At 68.7% G+C, this 23,709-nt stretch carries 23 protein-coding genes; 13 read left to right on the forward strand and 10 right to left on the reverse strand.

Translation table 11 applies throughout. The features are described from left to right. The first annotated feature begins 66 nt into the window (after positions 1-66). The gene (locus E0H92_RS05260) at positions 67-1,989 is read left to right on the forward strand and encodes an acyl-CoA dehydrogenase family protein (RefSeq protein ID WP_131495552.1); all 1,923 of its coding nucleotides are present in this window, start codon (positions 67-69) and stop codon (positions 1,987-1,989) included. Continuing rightward, positions 1,982-2,608 (forward strand): hypothetical protein, encoded by a 627-nt coding sequence (locus E0H92_RS05265; RefSeq protein ID WP_131465053.1) that lies wholly within the window; start codon positions 1,982-1,984, stop codon positions 2,606-2,608. The genes E0H92_RS05260 and E0H92_RS05265 overlap by 8 nt, the downstream gene beginning before the upstream one ends. A gap of 445 nt (positions 2,609-3,053) precedes the next feature. Here the strand turns inward: E0H92_RS05265 and E0H92_RS05270 are convergent, their stop codons facing one another. Together E0H92_RS05270 and E0H92_RS05275 are read right to left on the reverse strand one after the other, a co-directional pair. Then, a complete protein-coding gene (locus E0H92_RS05270; protein WP_131465055.1) occupies positions 3,054-3,692 on the reverse strand; it encodes a response regulator transcription factor in 639 nt (212 codons plus the stop codon). Continuing rightward, positions 3,680-5,569, reverse strand: coding sequence for a sensor histidine kinase (locus tag E0H92_RS05275; protein WP_131495553.1), 1,890 nt, complete (start codon positions 5,567-5,569; stop codon positions 3,680-3,682). The genes E0H92_RS05270 and E0H92_RS05275 overlap by 13 nt, the downstream gene beginning before the upstream one ends. A gap of 148 nt (positions 5,570-5,717) precedes the next feature. Here E0H92_RS05275 and E0H92_RS05280 point away from each other — a divergent pair, with 148 nt between their 5' ends. Continuing rightward, positions 5,718-6,023 carry a hypothetical protein gene (locus tag E0H92_RS05280; protein WP_131465059.1) on the forward strand — a complete coding sequence of 102 codons (306 nt, stop codon included), beginning with the start codon at positions 5,718-5,720 and terminating at the stop codon, positions 6,021-6,023. 31 nt (positions 6,024-6,054) lie between these two features. Here E0H92_RS05280 and E0H92_RS05285 read toward each other — a convergent pair whose 3' ends face one another. Next, entirely contained in the window at positions 6,055-8,580 is a 2,526-nt protein-coding gene (locus E0H92_RS05285; protein ID WP_131496446.1) for a bifunctional FO biosynthesis protein CofGH, read from the reverse strand. 115 nt (positions 8,581-8,695) lie between these two features. Here E0H92_RS05285 and E0H92_RS05290 point away from each other — a divergent pair, with 115 nt between their 5' ends. The 4 genes from E0H92_RS05290 to E0H92_RS05305 all read left to right on the forward strand — a co-directional run bounded on the left by E0H92_RS05290 (position 8,696) and on the right by E0H92_RS05305 (position 13,906). Continuing rightward, positions 8,696-9,250, forward strand: coding sequence for a TetR/AcrR family transcriptional regulator (locus E0H92_RS05290; protein WP_238173321.1), 555 nt, complete (start codon positions 8,696-8,698; stop codon positions 9,248-9,250). A 49-nt stretch (positions 9,251-9,299) separates the two neighbouring features. Further along, the gene (locus E0H92_RS05295) at positions 9,300-11,609 is read left to right on the forward strand and encodes a CehA/McbA family metallohydrolase (RefSeq protein WP_131495555.1); all 2,310 of its coding nucleotides are present in this window, start codon (positions 9,300-9,302) and stop codon (positions 11,607-11,609) included. Continuing rightward, positions 11,606-12,001, forward strand: a complete 396-nt coding sequence (locus E0H92_RS05300; protein WP_131465065.1) for a hypothetical protein — start codon at positions 11,606-11,608, stop codon at positions 11,999-12,001. The genes E0H92_RS05295 and E0H92_RS05300 overlap by 4 nt, the downstream gene beginning before the upstream one ends. Before the next feature lie 69 nt (positions 12,002-12,070). Then, a complete protein-coding gene (locus E0H92_RS05305; protein ID WP_131495556.1) occupies positions 12,071-13,906 on the forward strand; it encodes an ABC transporter permease in 1,836 nt (611 codons plus the stop codon). Here the strand turns inward: E0H92_RS05305 and E0H92_RS05310 are convergent. From E0H92_RS05310 to E0H92_RS05325, 4 genes are all read right to left on the reverse strand, one after another. Continuing rightward, the gene (locus E0H92_RS05310) at positions 13,854-14,372 is read right to left on the reverse strand and encodes a DUF2867 domain-containing protein (protein ID WP_165549698.1); all 519 of its coding nucleotides are present in this window, start codon (positions 14,370-14,372) and stop codon (positions 13,854-13,856) included. The two genes, E0H92_RS05305 and E0H92_RS05310, sit on opposite strands and share 53 nt — an antisense overlap. 150 nt (positions 14,373-14,522) lie before the next feature. Continuing rightward, the gene (locus tag E0H92_RS05315) at positions 14,523-15,737 is read right to left on the reverse strand and encodes an MFS transporter (protein WP_238153031.1); all 1,215 of its coding nucleotides are present in this window, start codon (positions 15,735-15,737) and stop codon (positions 14,523-14,525) included. Next, positions 15,734-16,180, reverse strand: a complete 447-nt coding sequence (locus E0H92_RS05320; RefSeq protein WP_131465071.1) for a MarR family winged helix-turn-helix transcriptional regulator — start codon at positions 16,178-16,180, stop codon at positions 15,734-15,736. The genes E0H92_RS05315 and E0H92_RS05320 overlap by 4 nt, the downstream gene beginning before the upstream one ends. Positions 16,181-16,249: 69 nt before the next feature. Continuing rightward, on the reverse strand, positions 16,250-16,807 hold the full coding sequence (locus E0H92_RS05325) for a hypothetical protein (RefSeq protein ID WP_131465073.1): 558 nt from the start codon (positions 16,805-16,807) through the stop codon (positions 16,250-16,252). 175 nt (positions 16,808-16,982) lie between these two features. On the opposite strand from E0H92_RS05325, the gene E0H92_RS05330 reads away from it, so the two are divergent. After that, entirely contained in the window at positions 16,983-17,936 is a 954-nt protein-coding gene (locus tag E0H92_RS05330) for a hypothetical protein (protein WP_131465075.1), read from the forward strand. Between the two features lie 53 nt (positions 17,937-17,989). Here E0H92_RS05330 and E0H92_RS05335 read toward each other — a convergent pair whose 3' ends face one another. Continuing rightward, the gene (locus E0H92_RS05335) at positions 17,990-18,532 is read right to left on the reverse strand and encodes a hypothetical protein (protein WP_131465077.1); all 543 of its coding nucleotides are present in this window, start codon (positions 18,530-18,532) and stop codon (positions 17,990-17,992) included. A gap of 64 nt (positions 18,533-18,596) precedes the next feature. Between E0H92_RS05335 and E0H92_RS05340 the strand changes: the two genes are divergently transcribed. The 3 genes from E0H92_RS05340 (at position 18,597) to E0H92_RS05350 (ending at position 21,332) form a co-directional block, all read left to right on the forward strand. Next, the gene (locus E0H92_RS05340) at positions 18,597-19,061 is read left to right on the forward strand and encodes a methyltransferase family protein (RefSeq protein WP_131465079.1); all 465 of its coding nucleotides are present in this window, start codon (positions 18,597-18,599) and stop codon (positions 19,059-19,061) included. A gap of 76 nt (positions 19,062-19,137) precedes the next feature. Next, positions 19,138-19,764: a TetR family transcriptional regulator gene (locus E0H92_RS05345; protein ID WP_202873519.1), complete on the forward strand. Its 627-nt coding sequence runs from the start codon at positions 19,138-19,140 to the stop codon at positions 19,762-19,764. Beyond that, entirely contained in the window at positions 19,761-21,332 is a 1,572-nt protein-coding gene (locus tag E0H92_RS05350) for an MDR family MFS transporter (protein ID WP_131465081.1), read from the forward strand. Before E0H92_RS05345 ends, E0H92_RS05350 begins: the two co-directional genes overlap by 4 nt. Before the next feature lie 58 nt (positions 21,333-21,390). Here the strand turns inward: E0H92_RS05350 and E0H92_RS05355 are convergent, their stop codons facing one another. Further along, positions 21,391-21,792: a winged helix-turn-helix transcriptional regulator gene (locus tag E0H92_RS05355; protein WP_202873520.1), complete on the reverse strand. Its 402-nt coding sequence runs from the start codon at positions 21,790-21,792 to the stop codon at positions 21,391-21,393. 106 nt (positions 21,793-21,898) lie between these two features. Between E0H92_RS05355 and E0H92_RS05360 the strand changes: the two genes are divergently transcribed. Next, entirely contained in the window at positions 21,899-22,609 is a 711-nt protein-coding gene (locus tag E0H92_RS05360; RefSeq protein ID WP_131495559.1) for an SDR family NAD(P)-dependent oxidoreductase, read from the forward strand. Further along, positions 22,606-22,905 carry a thiamine-binding protein gene (locus tag E0H92_RS05365; RefSeq protein ID WP_131465087.1) on the forward strand — a complete coding sequence of 100 codons (300 nt, stop codon included), beginning with the start codon at positions 22,606-22,608 and terminating at the stop codon, positions 22,903-22,905. The genes E0H92_RS05360 and E0H92_RS05365 overlap by 4 nt, the downstream gene beginning before the upstream one ends. On the opposite strand, the gene E0H92_RS05370 is transcribed toward E0H92_RS05365, so the two are convergent. Beyond that, complete coding sequence (locus E0H92_RS05370) at positions 22,894-23,634, reverse strand: SDR family oxidoreductase (RefSeq protein WP_131465089.1); 741 nt, start codon at positions 23,632-23,634, stop codon at positions 22,894-22,896. The genes E0H92_RS05365 and E0H92_RS05370 overlap by 12 nt on opposite strands. Between the last annotated feature and the right edge of the window lie 75 nt (positions 23,635-23,709).

The following is a 23,709-nucleotide window of genomic DNA, read 5'->3' on the forward strand; positions in this document are numbered from 1 at the left end:
GCCAGGGTTTCCACAGTCGCGAACCGGTGACGGAAAGTAGCAGCGATTCCTCGTAAGTTATAGGGCATGAGCGAATCGGCGATGCGGGACTACTTGGACGGGCCGCACAAGGCGGCGCGGGACGTCGTGCGGGCAGGGCTGGCCGCGCACGCCGACCTGGGTGACCTGGCGGTGCGGCTGCCGCGGGACGAGTACCGGGACCGGATCCTCGACCTGCTGCTGCAGTCGGCCGCGGACGGGCTGCCCGCGCGCGGCTACCCGAAGGAGTACGGCGGCGAGGCGGACCTGGGCGGGTTCATCGCGGCGTTCGAGACGCTGGCCTTCGGTGACCTGTCGCTGATGGTCAAGGCTGGTGTGCAGTTCGGCCTGTTCGCCGGCGCGATCCTGCATCTCGGGACCGAGAAACATCACGAGCGGTATCTGGCCGATGCGATCAGCGGCCGGCTGCTCGGCTGCTTCGCGATGACCGAGACCGGTCACGGGTCGAATGTGCAGGCCCTCGGCACGACGGCGACGTACGACGAGGCTACGGGAGAGTTCGTCGTGCACACGCCGTCGGCGGCGGCGCGGAAGGACTACATCGGTAACGCGGCACGTCATGGGCGGATGGCGGCCGTGTTCGCGCAGCTGATCGTCGGCGGCGAGAGTCACGGCGTGCACTGCCTGCTGGTGCCGATCCGGGCTGCGGACGGCTCGGCGCTGCCCGGCGTGACGTTGTCGGACTGCGGGCCGAAGCTCGGGCTGAACGGTGTCGACAACGGGCGGATCGTCTTCGACCAGGTCCGGGTGCCGCGGGAGGCCCTGCTCGACCGCTACGCCCAGGTCGATGCCAACAGCAACTACAGCAGCGCCATCGAGAACCCGGACCGCCGATTCTTCACGATGCTCGGCACGCTCGTGCAGGGCCGGGTGTCGGTCGGCGGCGCGGCGATCAACGCGAGCAAGGTGGCGCTGACGATCGCGATCAGGTACGGCGCTCAGCGGCGCCAGTTCGGTGCCCCGGGAAGCGACGAGGAGGCGATCCTGCTCGACTACCGGATGCATCAGCGCCGGCTGCTGCCGCTGCTCGCGCGGACGTATGCACTGCACTTCGCGCAGGCCGAGCTGGTGGACGAGTTCGCCCGGGTGTTCAACGACGACCGGGACGAACACGACCGGCGTGCGCTGGAGGCGCAGGCGGCCGGGACGAAGGCGCTCGGGACGTGGCATGCGACCGAGACGATCCAGATGTGCCGGGAGGCCTGCGGCGGCGCGGGGTATCTGGCCGAGAACAGGCTGGCGACTCTGAAGGCGGACACCGATGTGTTCACCACCTTCGAGGGCGACAACACCGTGCTGCTGCAGTTGGTGGCGAAGGGATTGCTGACGGACTACCGCGAGTCGTTCGGCAAGCTCGACCCGTTGGGTACGGCGCGGTTCGTCGCGGCGCAGGCGGTGGAGATCGCGGTCGAGAAGGCCGCGCTGCGTCCGCTGATCGAGCGACTGCGGGACGCCGTACCGAATCGGAGTGATGCGGCCGATCCCGATGCCGGCCTGCGGGACGACGCGTACCACTCCGGCCTGCTCCGGTTCCGGGAGCAGCACATGCTGTCGGGAGTGGCGCGACGGCTGAATGGCGGGATCGATGCCGGCGACGATCCGTTCGACGTGTTCAACCGGTGCCAGGACCACGTGATCGCGGCCGGGCGGGCGCATGTGGACCGGATCGTTCTCGAGGCGTTCCAGACCGCTGTGCGGAACGCGCCGGAGGAGATTCGGCCGCAGTTGCAGGACGTGTACGACCTGCACGCCCTGGCGACGATCGAGGCGGAGCGTGCGTGGTATCTCGAGCACGGGCGGCTCTCACCTGGACGGTCGAAGGCGATCACCGCGCTCACCAACGAGCTGTGCGCGGTCGTCCGTCCGGCCGCGGTCGAGCTCGTCGACGCCTTCGGAGTACCGGGCTCGGCAACGGAGGTGCCCATGGTTGTACCGTCACAGCATGAGTGAGTCGATCGAACCCGCGTCGGCTGCCGAGGCCGCCCGTGAACTCGCCCGGGTCCTGCTGGAGCAGGCTGACGCTCTGGACCTGCACGACCTGCGGGCCACCGGCGCGATCGAGAACGTCCGGGTCCAGGCCCGGGCGCTCGCGGACGCCGTGCACGAACGAGGCTGGGGCGACATCTTCCTCGGGATCGACTCGTACGACCCCGATGAGCTGGACGACCTGCCGCTGGGGCCGGACGATTTCGACGACCCCGCGGACTACCGGGAGATCGTCGAGGGCGGCGCCCTGGACGATCTCGAGGAGCTGGAGGAGCCGCTGCTGCCGGAGAACGGGCTCCGGCTCAGCTACCAGGCGCGCTACGACTATGTGGTGACGGATCCGGACGCCTTCGTGCAGTACGTGCGGAGCCGCGCGGACGAAGCCCAGAACGACGAAGTGATCGACGACATCGAGGACGCGCAGTCGGCCTTCGAGCTGCTCTGTTACCTCGACGGACTGGGCTCGAAGGAGTACGAGTCGTTCGGGCTGATCCCGGGCGGCGGCGAGGAGTCCCACAAGATCGTCCAGTTCTCCCTGTGGGACCTGGACCCGACCCGGCGCGACGACACCTATCCGTACTAGGCCGCATAACAGAACCGCCTCGCTGTACTGGTCCCCAGCAGCACCAGTACAGAGAGGCGGTCTTCAGTAAGAAACGCCGACCGTGCCGGGTGTTGGTCGCCACCTCACTGGCGACCAACACCCCACCGACACGGCCGGCGTCCTGCTGTTGCCCCGAGAGGGCAAGTGGCCCGAAGGAGGGTGGTCCCGCGTCTCATTCCGTGGCCGGCAGGGGAGGTACAGTCCGGTCGCGGACGGGAGTACTGCGAAATCCACCTGGACCTAGTGCCGGCGACCCGTCCGCCGCCGACAAGAGAACGTTGTCACGCGGCCCGCTTACCGGGAATCCTCCGGTTCAAACATTTGCATTGCCTTTGAAGTAAGCAACGCTCAGTAAAAATTCCCTCACTTTCCGTACAGATGTTGCCTTCTGCAACAACTAACCACTCGTCAAGACTTCCTGTGCTCATTGGCGAAGCTGGGTCAGGACGGCCAGGACGCGGCGATGGGTGTCCGGCGCCTCGTCGATGCGCAGCTTCTGGAAGATGCTTCGCATGTGACTCTCGACCGTCCGCTCGGCGAGCACGAGCTGGGCGGCGATCGCGCCGTTCGAGCGCCCCTCCGCCACCAGCGCCAGCACCTCGCGTTCCCGTGCGGACAACGCGGCCAGCGGGTCGTCGGCGCGCGTCGGCGTCACCAGGGCGGCGACGATCGCCGGATCCAGCGCGGACCCACCGTCGACCACCCGGCGCATCGCGTCCAGGAAGTCGCCGACGCGCAGCACCCGGTCCTTGAGCAGGTACCCGAACCCGCCGGTGCCGACGAGCCCGACCACGTGCCGCGTCTCGATGTGCTGCGACAACATCAGGATCGGGCGGTCCGGCCGCTCCGCGCGCAGTGCGACGGCCGCCCGGGCGCCGTCGTCCGTCATCGTCGGCGGCATCCGTACGTCGATGATCGTCAGGTCGGGATCCACCGCCCGCACGACGTCGACGAGTGCGTCGGCGGACTCCGCCGTACCGGCGACGTCGTGACCGTTCTCGGTCAGCAGTCGGCTCAGACCCTCACGGAACAAGGCGGAATCCTCGCCGATCACGATGCGCACGGGATCTCCACGGTGATCGAGGTCCCGGCCCCGGGTGGGCTCTCGACCGTGAACTCCCCACCCGCCGCCGCGACCCGGTCCCGCAGTGACGTCAGCCCGAACCCCTCCTTGGCCCCGCCGACGCCGTCGTCGCGCACCACGGCCCGCAGGATCTGATCGGTCACGCCGACCGAGATCGAGATCCGGGTCGCCCGCGCGTGCTTGAGCGCGTTCGCGATCGCCTCGCCGACCGTGAAGTACACCGTCGTCGCCGCACTCTCACCGACCGCCAGCTCGGGTACGACGAGATCGACCGGGAGCGTGCTGTCCGCGACCAGCTCACGCAGCGCGACGGCGAGACCGTCGTCGAGCCGGCTCGGCCGTACGCCATGCGCGATCCGCCGGAGCTCCGCGACAGCGAGCTCGAGCGTTTCCACCACCTCGTCGAGCTCCCGGTACGCCGGTACGCCGGGAGACAACTGGTACTGCACCGACCGCAGCCGCATCCCGATCGCGATCAGCCGCTGCTGCGCGCCGTCGTGCAGATCACGCTCCAGCCGCTGCCGTTCCGCGTTGACCTCGTCCATCAGCCGGGACCGACTCGATCGGACCTCGGCGAGGGCTTCCCGGAGCTCCAGGCGTAACCGGCTGACCTCGATCGGCAGCCGGGCCTCCACGGCCGCTTCGCGCGCCCGCCGGGCCCGGCGCGCAGACGTCGTACCGAGGACCAGTGCGCCGACCACGGAATCGCCGGTCTGCAACGCGATCGCGTCCTCGGGTACGACGAGTTCCGTGCCGGGGCGACGCAGCAGCACCCGCAGGCCGGGGTCGTCGAGCGCGGAACGCAGGACGGACTCGATCTGCTCCGGCTCGGCCTCCCCGTCACGGACCTGCCGGACGAAGACCCGGATCCGGGCCAGTGCGACAGTCCGGTCCGGGTCGACCAGCCTGCCGATCGTGCGGTGAATCCAGTGGTACAGCGGAAGCAGGACGAGTGCGGTGACGAAGGCAGCGGTCGTGATACCGACCCGATCGGGGAAGTAGCCACCGGCCAGCAGGACAACGATCGCGAAGACGCCCGCCGAGATCAGACTGGTGACGACCCAGCTGACGGTCGTACCGAGCAGCCGGTCGATGTCGAACAGGTCGTGCCGCAGGATCGCGACGGCGATCGCACCAGGAACCAGAACCAGCATGGCGACCAGGAACCACGTGTAGGCAAGGGTTCCAGGGACGCCGAGCGCGGTCGCCAGCCAGCTCGCGCCGAGCAGGATCGGCACGGAAAGAGCCGCGGCCATCAACCAGCGCAACCGTTCCCGGGTGAGCTGATCGCCGCGGCGGTACCGCACGACCAGGCTGGACGCGGCGGCGAGCAAGGTCGCGAGGAACCCGCCGAAGGCGACCACGATCAGGATCACCGGCACCGGGGTGAGGGGGCCTTCGCGCCCGACGACGTACGTCACCAGGGTTGCCGAGACCGGCATCGCCGCCCCGATCCACCGCCAGCGACGTCCCGGCAGCAAACCGTCGGGGAACAGCAGCACCAGCGTGACGAAGCCGACGAAGAGCCAGGGCCATGCGCCGACCGCGACCGCACCCAGGGCCGAAGTTGCCGGCCAGGGCGTCGAGGTCTGCGCTGTTGCGCCCCAGTCCTCGGCCAAGAAGACCAGCGCGGGCGTCGTGGCCGTCAGCGTCAGCGCGGGCCCGATCGGACTCGCCGGCACCCGAACGACGACCAGCCAGCCGAGGAGTAGGGCCGGCAGTAACAGGGCTGTCGTCAGTGGCCAGTAACCCGGCGAATCGATCGATGGCGGGCCGTAGGCGAGTACCGCGCGTACGGCGGCGGCCGCGACGAACACGGCCGTCGCGGCAACGACCAGACGCCGAGGCCGGAGCACAACCACATGATGACCGCGGGCAGCCGTTCGCGCACCAGTGCCAGCACTTAGTGGCCGGCCATGACTGAAGTCCGGCGACAGCACCGATGTGGAAGGCGGCCGGGCAAAGCGATCGTGAGGGGATCAGCTACTCGAGGAGGGGAATCCCGTGATCGCCATCGCCACCGTCCTGTTCGCCTTTCCACTCGGCTTCTTCCTGCGCAACCGGCTGTCCGCCTACGTCGCGTACGTCGCGATCTTCGGCTACTGCTTCACGTTCCAGCTGGTCTACCTGATGCGCAGCTGGGTCGGCGACCACTCGCAGGCCTTCCCGGCGGACCCGAACGCCTGGCCGTTCGGGTACCTCATCGTCACCGCCGGCATCTACGTCGTCGGCAACCTCCTGGTCGCGCTCGGGCACCGGGTCGGCAGCAAGCGTCGTAACCGGGCCGTCGACCTCGACCCGGTCAAGTGACAGTCGCCTGGCGCTCCAGGAGGGAGGAGCGTCAGGCGAGTTCCAGCTCGGTCGCCGGGCGGGCCGGTACGTCGCCGTACGTCGTGGTGCGCTGGCGGGCCGGGCGGCCGGCCGCGGTGGCCATCGCGGTGAGTTCGGCGATCGACTTGCGGCTGCCGTGCTTGGAGCCGGCCATCCGGCTGATGGTCTCCTCCATCAGCGTGCCGCCGATGTCGTTCACGCCGCCGTTCAGGACGGCGACGCAGCCGTCCACGCCGAGCTTCACCCACGAGCACTGGATGTTGTCGATCCGGCCGTGCAGCATGATCCGCGCCATCGCGTGCACCGCCCGGTTCTCGTCGTACGTCGGGCCCGGGCGGGCGACGCCGGCCAGGTAGATCGGCGAGTTCTGGTGGATGAACGGGAGCAGCACGAACTCGGTGAAGCCACCGGTCTCGTCCTGCACCGCGGCGATCGTGCGCAGGTGCTGGACCCAGTGGTGCGGGGCGTCGACGTGGCCGTACATCATCGTCGAACTGGACGGCAGGCCGACCTTGTGCGCGGTGCTGATCACCTCGATCCAGCTTGCCGTCGGCAACTTTCCCTTGGTGAGGATCCAGCGGACGTCGTCGTCGAGGATCTCGGCCGCGGTGCCCGGGATGCTGTCCAGCCCGGCCTCCTTCACCGAGATCAGGAACTCCTCGATCGACAGGCCGGTGCGGACCGAGCCGTTCACGATCTCCATCGGCGAGTACGCGTGGACGTGCATCTCCGGGACCCGGTCCTTGACCGCGCGGACCAGGTCGGCGTACGCCGTACCGGGCAGGTCGGGGTGGATACCGCCCTGCATGCAGACCTCGGTCGCGCCGATCACCCACGCCTCCTCGGCGCGCTGACCGACCTCGTCCATCGAGAGGGAGTAGGCGTCGGCGTCGGTGCGCCGCTGGGCGAACGCGCAGAACCGGCACCCGGTGTAGCAGACGTTGGTGAAGTTGATGTTCCGGTTCACGACGTAGGTGACGTCGTCCCCGACCGTTGCCTTCCGCAGGTCGTCGGCGATCCGCGCAAGCTGGTCCAACGCCGGCCCGGTGGCCGTCATCAAGGTGAGCGCTTGCGCGTCGGACAGGCCGGCCGGATCCCGTTCGGCGGCCGCGAGGGCCGCCTTCACGTCGGCAGCGATCCGCTCGGGAGAGGTGGACGCGGTGGCGTCACCGGCAGCCTCGGCGGCGCGGCGGGCCGCGACGTCCTCGCGGAGGACGTCCCAGTCGCCGTAGGCGGCGTCGAAGTCGGAGCGGGTTTCGGTACGACGGCCTTCGGTGTCGATCGCGGTGTGGAGGTCGGTGCGGCCGACGCTGTCCCAGCCGCCGTCGGGCTCCTGCCAGGGGAGGCCGACCGGCATCGCGGCTTCGTTGGCCAGACCCGTAGCGGGGTCGACCAGCGCCTCGACGTGCGAGATCAGACGCGGGTCGAGCCAGGGCTCGCGCAGGTACTCGGGGTGCGCCGTCAGGCGCTCGCGAAGGGTGAAGCCGGCGTCGGCGGTCACCTTCGCGAGGTCGTCGATCTGCGGCCACGGCCGCTCGGGGTTCACGTGGTCGGGGGTCAGCGGCGAGACCCCGCCGAAGTCGTCCACGCCCGCGTCGAGCAGCGCGCGGCACTCGGCGAGGTCCACCAGGTTCGGCGGCGCCTGCACCCGGACCCGCGGCCCGAGCACGATCCGCGTCACCGCGATCGCGGCCAGCCACTCGTCCAGCGGTACGTCGGCGTCGTTGCGCATCGCGGTGTCCGGCTTCACCCGGAATCCCTGGATGATGACTTCCTGGATGCCGTTGTACTGGCGGGCGATTTTCCGCAACGCGAAGATCGAGTCGGAACGTTCCGGCAGCGTTTCCCCGATGCCGATCAGCAGCCCGGTCGTGAACGGTACGTTCGACCGCCCGGCGTCCTCGAGCACCCGGAGCCGGACCGCCGGGTCCTTGTCCGGCGACCCGAAGTGCGGCTGGCCCTTCTCCTCGAACAGCCGCCGCGAGGTGGTCTCGAGCATCATCCCCATGCTCGGCGCGACCGGCTTCAGCCGCTGCAGGTCCTGCCACGACATCACGCCGGGGTTCAGGTGCGGCAGCAGGCCGGTCTCCTCGAGCACCCGGATCGCCATCGCCCGGACGTAGTCGAGGGTGCTGTCGTACCCGGCCTCGTCGAGCCATTGCCGCGCGGCGTCCCACCGGTCCTCGGGCGCATCGCCGAGCGTGAACAGCGCCTCCTTGCACCCCAGCGCCGCGCCCTGCCGCGCGATCTCCAGCACCTCGTCGGGCGACAGGTACGGCGCGTGTACCCGCCCCGGCGTGGTCGCGAACGTGCAGTAGTGGCAGCGGTCGCGGCACAGCCGCGTCAGCGGGATGAAGACCTTCTTCGAGTACGTGATGATCCCCGACCGGCCGGCGTCGGCCAGCCCTTGGTCGCGGACCCGGGCCGCGGTGGTCATCAGCGCGGTCAGCGCGTCGCCGCTCGCGCCGAGCAGCACCTCCACCTCTGCCGGGTCGAGGGTCTTGCCGTCGTCCGCGCGCTTCAGGGCGCGCCGCATCGCTGTCGTCAGTTCAGGGGCCACGAAATCCGAGCCTAAGTCGCGGAAAACGCTGGATCCCGCGATTCCGGGCAGCAAAATCAATCCGTACAGACGTCCTGATAGTTTGCTGTTCGTGCAGGTCAGGCGGGGTGTGGACGGGCGCCGGGTGCGCGGCGAGCAGCGCCGGAGCCAGCTGATCGCGGCGACCTTGGCCGTGATCGAACGCGACGGAGTCGCAGGTGTGAGCCATCGCGCGGTGGCCGCGGTGGCCGATGTCTCGGTCGCCTCGATCACCTATCACTTTCCGACACTGGACGACCTCCTGGTCGCCGCGCTGCAATCGGCCGCGGACGATCTCGCCGTCGAGTTGCACGGTCGCGGGAGTGAGCTGGGCGCACGACCGGCCGACGAGTTGGCACGGCTGATCGAGCACAGCGTCGTACGGCGGCGCGGCCGGACGCTGGCGCTCTACGAGTTGTACCTGTACGCGGCTCGGCGGCCCGACCTGCGGGAGACGGCCGGGGCGTGGTTGGAGCCCTTGACCGAGATCGCCAGGGCGTTCACCGCGGATCCTCAGAAGGCAAGGCTGTTGGTGGCCGCACTCGACGGCCTCTTGATGCAGGCGCTGATCGGCGCCCGCGACCTGGACCAGGCCGACGTCGCCGCGTTATTGGAGGTGCTGAGGTAGACGGCGCCGAGTAGGGTCGCGAGGGAACTCGCCAACAGGGAGGTCCTCGGTGTCAGAACCCCCAGTCCAGCCACTGTTCGCGTCCGCGGTCCGCGCCATGCGGAAACTGCAGGACCTCGGCGATCCGCTGCCCGCCGACGTGGTCACCCAGCTGTCGAAGCTGGAGAGCAGTTCGCTGAGCGACGCGGAACGCCGTACTCAGCTCGAGACCCTGCTGCGCCCGTTCGTCCTGGTGGACGTGGCGATCGACGAGCGCGGGTCGGCGCTGTCCACGGCCGGCGCCGCGCCGCCGCGCCTTGTCCAGCACGGTTGGCGCAGCTTCCTGGTGCGGGTGTCCAATCCGCATCGGCTCGAGGCCAACCTGAGCACGGGGAACGGCGGGGTGTACGGGCTGATCGACTACCACAGCCACTCCGCGCGGATCGCGCTGGCCGACACGCTGACGGTCGTACCGCGGATCAAGAACGCGTGGCTGGACGCGAAGCTCGCCGGGCCGGATGAGCTGTCCGGCCTCGAGGTCGAGTACAGGGTGATCAGCCTCTACAGCCGTGACGGCGGGGTCCGGTCGGGCGGGGTGATGCTGGTCGCCGAGGACCAGCACAACCATCACAGTCTGAGCCGGACGCCGCAGGGGCTGGCCTATCAGCGGACGAACTTCGAATTGGGCGAGTACGCCGCGGGGTTCGAGTTCGACTGCGCGCCGGCGCCCGAGATCCGGATCGACGTCCGCGAGCCGGACGGGCGCAGCTGCATGGCCGCGATCACGGTCCGGGACGCCCAAGGACGGACGTACCCGTCGAAGGCGATGCGGCTGGCGCCGGACATGTTCTTCCACGAACACGTGTACCGGGCGACCGGCGAGATGATCCGGCTGCCCGCGGGCCGGTACGAGGTCACCGCGATCCGCGGGCCGGAGTACCGGCCGGTGCTGACCACAGCCGACGTCGACGCGGAAACGACGGAAATTCCGGTCGTGCTCGACCGCTGGGTGGATCCGGCGGCCCGCGGCTACTACTCGGGCGACCCGCACATCCACGCCGGCGGCTGCTCGCACTACAACATTCCGAGCGAAGGCGTCACGCCGGAAACGATGATCCGGCACGTCCGCGGCGAGGGCCTCTGGCTCGGCAGCGTGCTCACCTGGGCGCCCTGCTACTACCACCAGAAACAGTTCTTCAGCGGTGCGGCGATCAGCCCGCCGGCCGACCTGGAAGATCCGGCGATGCAGGCCGCGCAGGGCATGACCTGGATGCCGCAGCCGACGGATCGCGACGCGGAGAGCACCCTGCGGTACGACGTGGAAGTTTCCGGGTTTCCGTCCAGTCATTCCGGCCATCTGATCCTGCTCGGCCTCACCGACCAGGACTACCCCGGTACGACGCTGATCGAGGACTGGCCGTCCTGGAACCTGCCGGTGCTGCGGTGGGCCAAGGAACAAGGCGCGCTGGTCGGGTACGCGCACTGTGGAATCGGGCTGGGCGTCGGCACCGAGGAACTCCCGAACTACATCGTCCCGTCGTTCCAGGGCATCGGTTCCAACGAGATCGTCGTCGACGTACCGCTCGGGGTCGCCGACTTCCAGTGCGGCACCCAGTTCGCGCCCGCGGCCGAGCTGAACATCTGGTACCACCTGCTGAGCGTCGGCTACCGCACCCTGATGCTCGGCGAGACCGACTACCCGTGCATCTACGACGACGGCCCGGGCATCGGGCGGACGTACGTGCGACTGGCCGAGCCGCCGACCGGACCACAGGCGATCGAGGCGTGGAACACCGGTCTGCGGGAGAGCGCGTCGTACTTCGGTGACGGCCGTAGCCACGTGTTCGACCTGGCCGTCGACGGTGACGTCAGCCGGGAACATTCGTTGGACGAGCCGGGCCCGGTGCAGGTCAGCGCGACCGTCGCCGCGTGGCTGCCCGAGGAGCCGCCGCCACCGCCGCCGGGACGACTGATGTACAGCGCGCCGGTGGGCTGGCATCTCGAACGGGCCCGGATCGGAACGTCCCGGAAAGTTCTGCTGGAGGTCGTGCTGAACGGCCTTTCGGTGGCTACGCAGGAATTGGTTGCCGACGGCACCGAACAGGAAGTTTCCTTCGACGTACCGGTCGAGCGCTCGTCCTGGATCGCGCTACGGGTCATGCGCAGTGTGCACACCCAGCCGATCTTCGTCGAGGTCGGCGGCCGGCCGATCCGCGCGTCACGCCGCAGCGCTCAATGGCTGCACGACTCCGTCGACCAGCTGTGGAAGGTGAAGTCCGGGTTCATCCGCGAGAGCGAGCAGGACGCCGCGCGGCAGGCGTACGACGAGGCACAGGCCGCGTACCGCACGCGAGGCGAAGAATGCGAGGTCGACCGATGACGCACCAGGCACCCGCGATCGGCTGCTGCGGGCCGGTGACGACGGACGCCCCGATCGCGGTCACCATCAACCCGGAGGCCCGGGTGAACGTGGCCCGCAGCGGCGCGCCGATCGGCACGTTGACGCCCGGCGAATGGCACACGGTTGCCGTGACGGTCGTCAACGACGGCTTCGTGACCGGACCGCTCGCGGTCGAGGCCGAACCAGTGCACGGGCTGCATCTCGAGCTGCCCGATCACGAGCTGACTGGTGAGCATCGTCAGGACACGGCGTTCCGGGTCCGGCTCGACGCGCCCACGATCGTCGACGTGACCCTGACCTTCCGGGCTCTCGGTGCGCTCGGCGGACTCGCCAACCACAGCACCATCAACCTTCTGCTGTCAGCGCAGTAGCGCGCGAGCTACCTACGGCCGGGCGCTGAGGCCAGGGCCCGCCGCAGTTGCAGGCTGTTGGCTGAGTGCATGCTGAGGTTGTCTGTCGGAGCGCTGCGGACCAGGTGGCAACTGTTCGCCGGCGCGGTGGTTGCTGTCGCGCTCGGGGTCGGGTTGGTGCAGTCCGGGTTACAGATGCTGGCCGCGACCGACAGGCCGGTGCTACCCCAGGCGTTGTCGGCGTACGAGCGGGCCAAGGTCCGTGAGGGGTACGTCGGGGCCGCGACGCTGCTCGGAATGTCGGTCATGCTCGCCGTTTTCCTAAGTGTGTTCATCGTCAGTACGACGTTCGGGTTCATGACGGTGCAGCGGCGGCGGGAGTTCGGACTGCTGCGGCTGGTCGGGGCGCAGCGGGGCTACCTGTGTCTGATGGTCGTGACCGAAGCCGGCCTGCTCGGGATCGTCGGCAGTGTCGTCGGGTTGCCGTTGGGTGTGCTGGCGACCTGGGCACAGTCGTGGCTGCTCGTTCGGTTGGGAATGCTGCCGGAGTGGTTCGACGCGCCGTGGGATCAGGGGGCGGTGTGGGCGGCGATGATCGTCGGCGTGAGTACGGCGTTGGCCGGCGTACTCGCCGCCGCCTGGCGGGCGTCGCGGATCAGTGCGCTCGAGGCGATCGTCGAGGGACAGGCGGCGCGGCGGGTGATGACGGGATGGCGGTGGTTCTGGGGGCTGTCGGCTGCCTTCGGCACGGTACTGCTGGTGATCGTGGCGCAGGCGGCGCGGGATCTCGTGGCCGGACTGATGATCGGGCTCGTGGTGATGATCAGCGGGTCCGTGGCGTTGAGCCAGCTGAGCCCTGTCGTCGTACCGCTGGTCGGCCGGCTGCCCGCGATCGTTGTCCGGGGCAACTTGATCGCGGATCTCGCCCGGGCCGGCGTGCTGCACGCGGTACGGCGGAGCGCGGCGACCGCGGCGCCGTTGATCGTGCTCGTCGGGCTGGTGATCGGGCTGTGGGGCACGTTCGGTTCGCTGGCGAAGGCGGTCGGCGTCGAGCAGAAACAGTTGATCACGGCGGATGTCGTGGTCGATCGCGCCGTCGGTCCAGGCCCGGGGATCGTCGCGGCCTCGGCGCAGACCGCCGTACCGATCGCTGTGACGCGGGGACGGAAAACGCTGTACTCCGAGGCGATCGGGATCGATCCGGCGGCCTACCAGCAGACCCACAAGCTGCGACCCCGGAAGGGTTCGCTGGACCGGCTGACCGGGAGGACGATCGCGATCGGGCCGGGGATGGCGGCCGAGGGGTACAAGCTCGGCTCGACACTGAAGATTGCTCTGGGCAACAGATCGATCGCGGTGAAGGTGGTCGCGATCATGCCCGAGACGCTCGATGTGAGCGAGAACATCTTCGTACCGAGGAGTCTGCTGCCGGCCGGTGGGCGGACCGAGACGCTGGTGAAGCTGGCGCCTGGTGCGACGCTGGACGGTCAGACGGTCGAGCAGTGGGCGGAGGCGCGTGGTGAGGCGCAGCAGCGCAGCAACTCGGGGCTGTTCGCCGCGCTCCTGGGGTTGGCCGGGATCTTCACCGCGGTCGCCGTAGTCAACGCGGTTGTGATGTCGACAGCCGACCGGCGGCAGGAGTTCACCTTGTCCCGGCTGGCCGGTCTGACGCGGGCGCAGGTCGTGACGGTCGCGCTCGTCGAGTCCGTGACCGTTGTCGTGGTCGGCGTACTGCTGGGATCTTTGGTCGCCGCGGCAGCGCTCGCCGGGATCGCGGCGGGGCCTTACGGCCTTGCTGCGTTGGCGATTCCGTGGCGGCTGCTCGGCCTGATCTCCGTGTCGGCTCTGGTGGTCGTGGGAGTCGCGGCGACGCTCACTGCCGCTCGCGCCACGTCTCGCCGGCTCGGCACATACCGAGCAGAATGACGTGGTGGAACGGCCGGATCAGGTTGTAGTAGAACCGCCCGGCGGGCCGCAGGAACTGCACCAGCGTCACGACCTTGAACGTCGCCGGCCGTTCGTCGTCGGTGATGAACGCGAGCCATGTGTCCAGGTGGTTGTCGGAGATCTGCAGCAGCAGGTAGTGGTCCTCCTCGCCGCGAACGACGGTGAAGAACGCGTTCTTCTCGCCCGGCGTGAAGCTCACCGTCTCGGGCCGCAGGCGCCGCGTGTCCGGTATGCCGGTGGTCTCGAGGCGAAGGACCGCGGCCACGGCCATCCGCACCGCGAACAATCCCTTGACCCACAACGGACTGTGCCCCAGCGCCCCCGCCACGAACTCCCGCAACGTGACGTCGCCCCGCCCCGTCTTCACATCGATCTCGTCCACAACCGGCAGCTTCTTCAGGTACGCCGTCCGCGCCTTGTCGACCCGCTCCTGCGCGGCGTGCACCTCGCTGTCCTGCAAGGCCCAGGCCCGGTGAGGTTCCGGGTGCGTGGGACAGGAAGTGGTGGGTGGAGACCTGTTATTTCCTGTTCGCCGGCGCCGGTTCGGGTGCCACGCCCCACGACTCGAGGAAGCGTGGATGACCACATGAGCCGGTCAGGCGTCGGCGGCGGTGAGGGCTTCGGCTTCGGATTCGGAGTGGGCGGTGGGGACCCGGAGGTGGGAGAGCGGCTTCCAGCCGGTGGCGAGGACACCGACCGCGAGGAGTACGGCGAAGGCGCCGACGTAGAACGGGAGCTGGATGTTGACCTCCTCGCCGAGCTTGCCGGCCAGCCACGGTGCGACCGCGCCGCCGGAGAACCGGACGAAGGAGTACGCCGCGGACGCCGTACCGCGTTCGACCGGAGCGGCTGCCATCACGGCCTCGGTGATCAGCGTGTTGTTGATGCCCAGGAACAGGCCGGCCACGATGACACCGGCCGCGAGTACCGGCTTGTGGTGCGCGTAGACGCCCATCACTGCGAGGTCCGCGCCGAACAGCAGCAGCACGGTCATCGCCACCGGGAGAGTGCCGAACCGGCGCTGCAGCCGCGGCGCCACGAACACCGAGGTGAACGCGAGACAGATACCCCAGCCGAAGAAGATCAGCCCGATCTCACGCGCCGACATCGCCAGCGGGAACGGGGTGAACGCGAGCAGCGTGAAGAAGCCGAAGTTGTACAGCAACGCGGTGACCGCCACGGTCGCGAGCGACCTGTGCCGCAGGGCCTTCAGCGGCTCGAGCACCGACGTACGGCGTGCTTCCGGCGGTGATGCGGGGAGCAGGAACGCGGTGGCGGCGAGGGCGATCGTCATCAGGACGGCGACGCCGAAGAACGGGCCGCGCCAGGAGATCGTGCCCAGTTCGCCGCCGACCAGCGGACCGGCCGCGATGCCGACGCCGAGGGCGGCCTCGTAGAGGATGATCGCCTCGGCGACCGAACCGGCGGCCGAGTTCACGATCGTGGCGAGTGCGGTCGCGATGAACAGCGCGTTGCCCAGGCCCCAGCCCGCCCGGAAGGCGACGATCATTCCGATGCTGTTGGACAGGCCGGCCAGCGCGCTGAACACGACGATGACGGCCAGGCCGATCAGCAGCGTGCGCTTGGCGCCGATGCGGCTGGAGACGGCGCCGGTGATCAGCATCGCGACACCGATGACCGCCATGTAACTGGTGAACAGCAGCGAGACCTGGGACGGGCTCGCGTGCAGTTGTTCGGCGATCGGCTTGAGGATCGGGTCCACCAGGCCGATGCCCATGAAAGCGATCACGCAAGCGAACGCGACCGCCCAGACGGACTTGGGCTGCTTCAGGAACGACGACTTGGTCACCGGGGACTGTCCTCCAAAGGTTCGAGGGTGAGGAGTTTGTGGACGATGGCGACGGCGGCCTCCAGGGTGGTGAGGTCGGTCGCCGGGAGCTGACTCAGGTGCGCGGCCAAGGCAGCGCCGGCCTGGTGGCGGGCGCTGCGCAGCTCGGCGAGACCTGCGTCGGTGAGGCTGATCAGGCTGGCGCGCGAGTCGGCCGGGTCCTGGGCGCGACGCACCCAGCCCTGCTCCTCGAGGCGCTGCACCAGGTTGGACATGGTCGGTTGCGAACACCGATCGGCCTTGGCCAGCTCGCTGATCCGGGCCTGCCCGAGCTCGTCCAGCCGCCCCAGGACCCGCATCGCGGCGTGCGGCAGCGTGTTCACGTTCCGCGTCGCCATCCGCGCCAACCGCGTCGACGCGACCACGATGTCTTCTCCGAGCTCTGTCAGATCAGGTGCCGTCACACTCACCAATATACATAGGAATGCTATGTATCTGACCAAAAGTGAACCAGATCACCGATTCCGTGACGGTCAGGCGCGGCCCTTCAGCGAACGGATCGCCCAGGTCAGGGTCAATACACCGAGCACGAGAGTGACGACGGCGGGGCGGGCCGCGAGTACGGGCTGTTGCGGAGCGTCCCCGGGATAGGTGAGGTGGGGTGCGGCTCGGTCCAGTACGAGATAGAGCGCGGCGCACCCGGCCATCAGGCTCCCGGTGAGTAGGCCGGAGACCGGTGCGACGCCGTCGGCGGGGATCCGTCCGCCGCGGGCGAGAGCCGCGATCACGGCGGTCCCGACGACAGGGCCGACGATCAGCAAGCCCGAAACGGCCCACTCGATCCAGGCGCGCGGCTTGCCGAGGTCCGAGAGTGCGCCCACCAGGTAGTACGTCAGCAGGGTGCACAGGCCCACGACCACGACGACCAGGCCCTGCCGCAGCGCAGTGTGGTCGAGGCGGATCCGGTCGAGCGCGAACGCCAGCACTGCGAGCGGAATCATCAAGAACGTCCACGACAGCAGGAGATCCGCGGCCCACTGCACGTTGTCCACCGCGAACGTCGGCAGATCGATCAGCCACGGTCGCGCCATGGCTGAATCCTGTCAGTGCACCGGGTCGAATCCGAGAATTCACCGCGCGGACTGTAACGGCGTGGTGGGTGGCAACGATGTGCACATTGCTGCCCGGCTCGGCCAACTGTTGGCGGGCCCGGCGCTGTTCAGCGCGGACTCGAACTCTTCGAGACGCTTTCAGAGGGGAACCCGTATGAAACTGCAGCGCTTCGCGCTTGCACTGGCCGGAGCCGGGCTGATCGCCGCGGCGGCCGGCTCCGGCACGGCCGTGGCCACCGGACAGACCGACCCGAAGCCGCACCGCTTCGCCACGTCCATGACGCCGAACACCATCAAGTCGGCCGCCGCCGACGAGCCGTGCGTCAGCGACGTGATGGCGCCGGCCGCCGCAGGCACCGCGCAGGAGATCCTGAGCATCCCCGGCCGGCCGATCGAGTCCGCCTCGGACACGCCGTTCACGTTCGTCGGCTCGCGCGCGAACTCGACCTGGTACGCCGCCACGAACGCGTCCTTCACTCAGGTCTATTACTACGGTCTGCTGTTGCAGGGCGGGAACCTCTACCGTCACACGACGTACCTGAGCTCGAGCGGCGTCCTGAAGCCGACCTTCAAGAAGGTCGGGCCGGGGTGGACCAGCTTCAAGTCGATCGCGACGTCGAACTACAGCGTCGCGGCGCCGCGGCACGCGTACCTGTACGGCCTGAACAGCAACGGCAGCCTGTACCGGTACCAGATGGTCGGCACCGGCTTCCGGGGCCTTGGCCCCATCCCGGGCTTCCGTGCCTTCAAGGCGATGACGGTGATCAGCGAGACGGCGACGTACGACACGCTGCTGATGACCACGACCGCCGGTGCGCTGTGGACCGCCCACATCCCGGTCGCGGCCGGGGCCAAGCCGGTGATGAAGCTGATCCGCTCGTCGGGCTGGTCGGCGTACGAGTCGCTGGTCGTCCAGGGCTGCGGCAGCCGCGGCGGTTCGCTGATCGTTGCCGTCGACCACGACACGGACTCCGGCTACCAGTACGCCATGAGCAAGGCGAATGGCGCCGCGACCGCGATCACGTCGTACGGCAAGATCCCCGAGGTCTACGGCGGTGTGAGCCACGTTTCGGTCACCACGCACTACGACCAGCTGGTCGGCGAGTAACTCTTCCTGAACAAAGCCCAGGACGCCATTTGGTGTCCTGGGCTTTGTTGCGTTCAGGCGGTGACCGATGCGCCGGTGGCGGTGCGGAACGCGGCGAGTGGGATCGGGCCGCGGTGCAGGATGTGCGGGATGTCGGCCCAGGGGTAGAGGGGCTCGGTGGCGTTGAGGTTGCGGAGCCGGTGCAGGGCGCGCTCGGACGGCGTGGACAGGGCCGCGGCTGCCTCGGGGGTGTAGGGGATGAAGTCCTCGGCCGGTTGGGGGCGGAGCTCGGGGTCGTGGCGTTTGAGCAGGATGCAGGTGTTCGCCGGGTCGAGGAGTTCGGCGTCCAGGGTCCAGTAGTCGACCACGACCGGGCCGATCCGGCCGGACTCGTGCATGGCCTCGAAGATCGGGGCCGGGTGGACCGGGGACAGGAAGACCACGTCGGCCCAGGTGCAGTTGAGCGGGTACACCGGGGCATTCACTCGGTGCGGGCGATCGACGTACTTCTTGAAATGGAGCTCGTACAGGTCGGGGTAGTGCACACGGAGCTGGCTGAGCGGCAGGATGTCGTCACCACGGACGTCACCGGCGGCTTTGTAGAGAAGAGTCGTCATACACAAAAGCCTCCGCACACGGGAACCGTGCCGGAGGCTGCCTCTTAATTCTACAGGAACCCCCATGACCAAAGCCATCCTCGGTAGCGCAGCCTTCTTCTTCGCCGCACCCTGCGTGGTTGCCGGGGTGCTCCCGTGGTGGCTCAGCGGCTGGGCCGCGCCACGCTTCTGGCCGGGCTTCGTGATCGTCGCGGCCGGTGCGTTCGTCGTACTGCGGGCCTTCGTCCGGTTCGTCCGCGAGGGGCGGGGTACGCCGGCGCCGGTCGCGCCGACTGAGGAGCTGGTGGTGGGTGGTGACTACCGGTTCGTGCGGAATCCGATGTACGTCGGGGTGGTGGCGGCGATCTTCGGGCAGGCGCTCGTTTTCCTGGACTGGTGGGTGTTCGGGTACGGCGTGGTCGCGTGGGGCGTGATGGCGTCGTTCGTGCGCTGGTACGAGGAGCCGGTGCTGCGGGCGCGGTACGGCCGGCAGTACGAGGAGTACTGCCGGGCTGTGCCGGCGTGGGTCCCCAGGCCTGCACGGCGCTAGTCGAAGCTGCAGGGCTGCAAACTTGCAGCGTTTAATTGTTTGCAGTGACTGCAAGTTTGTCCGTACCCTGGTCTGCGTGAAGCAGGTTGAGGGTGGGTTGCGGGAGCGTAAGAAGCTGCAGACGCGGGCGGCGTTGGCTGATGCTGCGTTGCGGCTGGCGTTGGAGAAGGGGCCTGACCACGTCACGGTCGAGGAGATCGCGGAGGCGGCTGACGTCTCGGTGCGGACCTTCTTCAACTACTTCCCGCACAAGGAGCACGCGATCCTCGCGCGCAACCCCGAGCATCTCGAGCGCGCCCTGGAGCGGATGCGGACGGCGCCGGCCGAGGAGTCGCCGCTGACCACGATGTGGTTCATCGTCAACGACGTACTGCGGGACCTGGAGAGCGACGGCCAGCTGTCGCGCCGGGGTGAGCTGATCATGAGCTCACCGACTCTGCTGTACCAGCTGATGCTGTCGAGCTTCGACGACGAGCGGCAACTGACCGCCGCGCTCACCGAGCGGATGGGCGAACCGGCCGGGTCACTCCGGCCGGCGCTGATCGTCAGCACCGCCGGCGCCGCCTGCCGGGTGGCCATGGACCTGCACAAGTCCGCTCCCGAACGGCCGATCCGCGACCTGCTCGACGAAGCCTTCCATTTACTTGCCCAAGGCATCGACCCCGCCTTCGGGCCGGACCACCAGAAGAAAGGCACCTCATGACGACGACCTCGTCACCCACTCCGGAACCCGTGGGTGAGGTCAGCATCACCGAACCGACGACGACACTCACTCCGCGGCAGACCATCCAGGCCATCTCCGGCCTGATGATGGGCATGTTCGTGGCGATCCTGGCCGGCACCGTGGTGTCGACCGCACTGCCGCGGATCATTCACGACCTGGGGGCGAGCCAGTCGTCGTACACCTGGGTCGTCACGCTCGAGCTGCTGACGATGACGGCCACCGTGCCGTTGTGGGGCAAGCTCGCCGACCTCTACAACAACAAGCTGCTCGTCCAGCTGTCGCTGGGCTTCTTCGTGATCGGCTCGCTGGTCGCCGGTTTCGCGCCGAACATCGAGGTACTGCTGGGCAGCCGCGTCCTCCAGGGCCTCGGCGCCGGCGGTCTGACCGCGCTCGTACAGATCGTGATGGCGGCCATCATCCCGCCGCGCGAGCTCGGCCGGTACTCCGGGATCTTCGGCGCGATCTTCGCGTCGGCGACCGTCGGCGGACCGCTGCTCGGCGGGTTCCTCGTCGACTCGCCGCTCGGCTGGCGCGCCTGCTTCCTGGTCGGTGTGCCGTTCGTGCTCGCGGCGATCATCCTGCTGCAGCGCACGCTGAAGCTGCCGACCGTCCGTCGCGAGGTGAAGATCGACTGGTGGGGCGCGGTCCTGATCATGGGCGGCGTGAGCACGCTGCTGGTCTGGTCCTCGTTCGCCGGCAACAAGTTCGAGTGGGTCTCCGGCTGGAGCTTCGGACTGGTCGCGGTCGCCGCGGTGGCGCTGGTCGCCGCGGTGCTGGTCGAGCGCCGGCACCCCGAGCCGATCATCCCGATGGACCTGTTCCGCAACCGCACGGTGACGCTGTCGATCATCGCCAGCGCGCTGGTCGGCGTCGCGATGTTCGGCGGCTCGGTGTTCCTGGCGCAGTACTTCCAGATCGCGCAGGGCTACACCCCGACCAAGGCCGGCCTGATGAGTCTGCCGCTGATCCTCGGCATGATGGTCGCGTCCACGATCGCCGGTGGGCTGATCACCAAGTACGGCCGCTGGAAGATCTACCTGGTCGTCGGCAGCGTGCTGCTGCCGATCGGGCTGGCGCTGTTCGGCACGATCGACGCGCACACCTCGAAGTACCTGCTGTGGAGCTTCATGGTCGTCCTCGGCGTCGGTATCGGTCTGGTGATGCAGAACCTGGTCCTCGCCGCGCAGAACGACGTACCGGCCCGGGAGCTGGGGGCGGCGACGTCCGCGGTCAGCTTCTTCCGGAGCATGGGCGGCACGATCGGTGTCAGCGTGCTCGGCGCGATCCTGGCGAACAACGTCGCCGAGACGCTGAACCCGGGCGGCGCGTCGTCCGGCGGCGGCAACGCGGTACCGAACATCGCCGAGCTGCCCCCGGAGGTACGGACGATCGTCGAGAACGCGTACGGCGCGGCGACCGCGGACCTGTTCATGATGTCGGTCCCGTTCGCGGTCCTCGCCCTGATCGCGGTCCTCTTCATCAAGGAGAAGGCCCTCCTCACCACCTCCGGCGCGGAACGCCTCGCCGAAGAGGAGCCTGACATCTGAGCGTCCCACCGGCGCCGCCCGTCACACGCCGGGCGGCGCCCGGGACACGCACCTCCGCCTAGGTATTACCTGCGTCTTCCACTTGCGTCCGGTGTTCGCGGATTTGACTGTGGTGGTCCGCGACCCAGGTGATCAGGGACGCGACGACGTGGTGGAGGCTGCGGCCCACGGGGGTGAGGGCGTACTCCACGCGCGGCGGCACCTCCGCGTAGGCGGTCCGGGTTACCAAGCCGTCCTGCTGCAGTTGGCGCACGGTGACGGTGAGCATCCGCTGGGAGATTCCGGGGACTTCGCGCTGCAGGTCGGTATAGCGCAAGGGACCGGCCTCCAGTACGGCGATCACCAGCATGCTCCATTTGTCGCCGATCCGGTCCAGCATCTGCCGGACGGAATCCATCTGCTCAGCGGGGATGGCGGCGCACGGCCCTCGGCCTGCGGCGGGTCTGTCGGCGGTGTCCATGGCGCACATTTCCCTCCGGCACGCACAGCGATGTGCCTTTTGTACGGGCTTTCCTACTGATCCATCATGGCGCTACGCACAAAAAGTAGGAATTGGAGATCTGACTGTGTCCACTCTTGCCATCGTCGGCGCCGGCCCCGGGATGGGGCTGGCCATCGCCCGCACCTTCGGCCGCCGCGGCTTCGACGTCGCCCTGATCGCCCGTACCCAGGAGAAGCTGGAACCACTGGTCGATCAGCTCAGCCAGGAAGGCATCAAGGCCGCCGCGTTCCCCGCCGATGTCCTCGACCGCGCCGCATTGACGGATGCCCTTGAGGCGGCCAAGGCCCGCTTCGGCGGCATCGACGTACTGGAGTACTCGCCGGCTCCGCATTCCCCGGTGCCGGGCATCACCATGGCCGCTCCCTCGGAGGTCACGGTGGACAATCTGCAGCCGCAGATCGAGTACAACTTCTACGGCGCCGTGACGGCCGCCCAGGCGGTACTGCCCGCCATGCGGGAGGCCGGCGCCGGGACCCTGCTGTTCACCACCGGCGGCGGCTCCGTCGACCCTGTGCCGATGCTGGCCAACATCAACGCGGCCGCTGCGGCGCTGCGCAACTGGGTGATCAACCTGAACAAGGAGTTGGCCGGCAGCGGCGTGTACGCCGGCCACGTAGCGATCAGCGTCTGGATCGGCGACGGTGCCGTCGCGCGCGGCGGGGCCCCGGATGGCGTCCCGACAGCCACGCCCGAGCAGATCGCCCCGTTGTACTGGGACCTGCACGAAAACCGCGACCGCCCCGAGGCCGTTTTCAGTGGGACCCTAGATGCATGATCGTTGCATTCAGCATCAGCCCGTCGGCCGGTGACGAGACCGGGGGCGTGAGCGAAGCGGTGGCCGAGGCCGTCCGCGTCGTCCGCGCCTCCGGTCTTCCCAACGAGACCAACGCGATGTTCACGAACATCGAGGGCGAGTGGGACGAGGTGATGGCGGTGGTGAAGCAGGCCGTGGAGGCTGTCACCGCCGCGTCGCCCCGGGTCAGCCTGGTCCTCAAGGCCGACATCCGCCCCGGCTACACCGGCCAGCTCACCGCCAAGGTCGAGCGGATCGAGCAGGCGTTAGGCGACTGAGTTGAGGGCCGCGACGACGGCGTCGTAGCGGTTCTCGCGTTCGGCGTGGCGGAGGAAGCGGACGCGGTCGACCAGGATCTCGTCGGCGTCCGGGTGCTGCTGCAGGATGGTCATCGTCTCGTCCAGGTACTCGTCGAGCGGCATCGCGTGCTCGTCGTTCTCCTGGTTCATCAGCGCGGTCTGGACCGCGGGCGGGACCACCTCGATCACCTGGATCGGGGTGTCCGCGAGCTGGATCCGCAGGCTCTGCGTGTAGCTGTGGATCGCGGCCTTCGTCGCGCTGTACGTCGGCGTGATCGTCAGCGGCACCGAGGCGAGACCCGACGAGACGGTCAGGATCACCGGATCGGCCTGCTTCAGCAGGTACGGCGTGAACGTGGCGACCGTGCGGATCGTGCCGAGCAGGTTGATCGCGATCGTCTGCTCCGCGGTGGCGAGGTGCCCGGGGTCGCGGAGGTCCTCGACCTGCATGATGCCGGCCATCGTGACCAGCACGTTGACGTCGTGGGTACTGGTCACCTGCGCGAACGCGGCCGCGATCGAGTCCGGGTCGGCGACGTCGAGCGGGACGCCCTGGATACCGTCCTCGGCGGCGATCCGGTCGAGCAGGTCCTGACGCCGGCCGCTGATGATCACGGTGTTGCCGAGATCGCGGAAGCGGCGGGCGAGCTCGAGGCCGATACCCGACGTACCGCCGGTCATGAAGATCGTGTTGCCTGTTGTTCTCATGGCTCCAGCGTGGAACCGGATGCCGCGAGCAACCAGGCTGCGCTCAGCCACTGCTCGGCAAGCAGTGGTTAACAG

It is taken from the genome of Kribbella speibonae (assembly GCF_004331375.1).
Classification (GTDB): domain Bacteria; phylum Actinomycetota; class Actinomycetes; order Propionibacteriales; family Kribbellaceae; genus Kribbella; species Kribbella sindirgiensis.

Excerpts from the sequence above, each read along its gene's own strand:
- E0H92_RS05260 (WP_131495552.1), top strand. The coding sequence starts at position 67 with ATGAGCGAATCGGCGATGCGGGACTACTTGGACGGGCCGCACAAGGCG.
- E0H92_RS05340 (WP_131465079.1), top strand. The coding sequence starts at position 18,597 with ATGACCAAAGCCATCCTCGGTAGCGCAGCCTTCTTCTTCGCCGCACCC.
- E0H92_RS05285 (WP_131496446.1), bottom strand. The coding sequence starts at position 8,580 with ATGCGGCGCGCCCTGAAGCGCGCGGACGACGGCAAGACCCTCGACCCG.
- E0H92_RS05330 (WP_131465075.1), top strand. The coding sequence starts at position 16,983 with ATGAAACTGCAGCGCTTCGCGCTTGCACTGGCCGGAGCCGGGCTGATC.
- E0H92_RS05370 (WP_131465089.1), bottom strand. The coding sequence starts at position 23,634 with ATGAGAACAACAGGCAACACGATCTTCATGACCGGCGGTACGTCGGGT.
- E0H92_RS05265 (WP_131465053.1), top strand. The coding sequence starts at position 1,982 with ATGAGTGAGTCGATCGAACCCGCGTCGGCTGCCGAGGCCGCCCGTGAA.
- E0H92_RS05305 (WP_131495556.1), top strand. The coding sequence starts at position 12,071 with ATGCTGAGGTTGTCTGTCGGAGCGCTGCGGACCAGGTGGCAACTGTTC.
- E0H92_RS05350 (WP_131465081.1), top strand. The coding sequence starts at position 19,761 with ATGACGACGACCTCGTCACCCACTCCGGAACCCGTGGGTGAGGTCAGC.
- E0H92_RS05300 (WP_131465065.1), top strand. The coding sequence starts at position 11,606 with ATGACGCACCAGGCACCCGCGATCGGCTGCTGCGGGCCGGTGACGACG.
- E0H92_RS05325 (WP_131465073.1), bottom strand. The coding sequence starts at position 16,807 with ATGGCGCGACCGTGGCTGATCGATCTGCCGACGTTCGCGGTGGACAAC.
- E0H92_RS05355 (WP_202873520.1), bottom strand. The coding sequence starts at position 21,792 with ATGGACACCGCCGACAGACCCGCCGCAGGCCGAGGGCCGTGCGCCGCC.
- E0H92_RS05365 (WP_131465087.1), top strand. The coding sequence starts at position 22,606 with ATGATCGTTGCATTCAGCATCAGCCCGTCGGCCGGTGACGAGACCGGG.
- E0H92_RS05335 (WP_131465077.1), bottom strand. The coding sequence starts at position 18,532 with ATGACGACTCTTCTCTACAAAGCCGCCGGTGACGTCCGTGGTGACGAC.